At 42.3% G+C, this 1,098-nt stretch carries 1 protein-coding gene; it reads right to left on the reverse strand.

Going from position 1 to position 1,098, the window contains the following annotated elements; genetic code table 11:
* On the reverse strand, positions 1-1,098 hold a 1,098-nt coding region (locus tag A3729_RS33355; RefSeq protein WP_197475995.1), incomplete at both ends, for a hypothetical protein.

Raw genomic sequence — 1,098 nt, forward strand, 5'->3', positions numbered from 1 at the left:
AGTTTGCTTGCGTATTATCAATAACTGCTTGAGTGCTTTCAGGAGTGGTATTAACATTATTTTGTTGTTCTTCGAGAGTCGTGCTATCTGAAGCAACTTCAATGGCATCAAAGCTGTCTTCATCCTTACGTAAAGAGATATCGGTAGCGCTGCTGTCCACTTCTAAGCCTTCCAGAGGTTTATGTCCGGCGGGCAGAGCAGGTGCTTCGAGCGTTTCAATCACAAGCGGCTCGGATCGAGGCGCAGCGAAAGTTTGGATCTGGGAAGCGGGAAGCTCAGGTTTTTGTACAGGGGCCTTTTTCAGCTCTTTTATAAGATCGATTATAACTTCTGACTGGTTAAATAGTTTTTCAGGCTCAATGTCTTGACCTGATGTAGCTAAGTGAATGTTATTGAGAAGTTCCATTACTTTAAGAACGTGCTTTTCAGCTTCTTCTGGTTTCATTTTTACCGTGCGTTCGGCTTCAATCGCAACGAAGTAAGCTTTTTTAGTCGCCAAAAGAGCATCAATGCCTGCAGCTTTTACCCCCTCTCTATCTCTATAATTCTTCTCAATAAAGCTTGTTGAGGCTTCAAGTTTAGCTTCTGCTTTTTCATAGCTCAATTCGGCGTACTCATCTGCGTCGATGTCCGAGGCACGCTCGAAAAACGAAACAGCTTCATTAAGATGTGTTACTTTTAGTGTCGATATTTCGGTATCAGCCATGTCTTCAAGAAGGTCTACTTCACTCTTTTTAGCATCAGCAACGTTGCCCTGTTCAATTTCTTGAATGATGTCATTTAGCGACTCCATGACATCTTGATATTGGTCGGGTACAAGAGCTGGGGCGTTGAGACTTTCTAGAATGTCGAGATTTTTTAAGGACTCCCTTAGATTTCCTTCAACTTTCTTTTTATTCTCGTAAGCGTTTTCTATATATTTTTGTGCAGCGATCGCGGACATTAAAGAGGCATTTTTTATATCGCTGGGAGGGGCTGTTAGGTACTCGCGTGCTAATGCAATGCTCTCTTCTGCTTGCCTAAGATGTAATGGAGAGAAGAATTCTACGCCTTTTTTCTTCGCAACTAGCAGTTTTTCTTCTGCTTCGTCAATTGCTT

The organism is Oleiphilus sp. HI0043 (assembly GCF_001634935.1).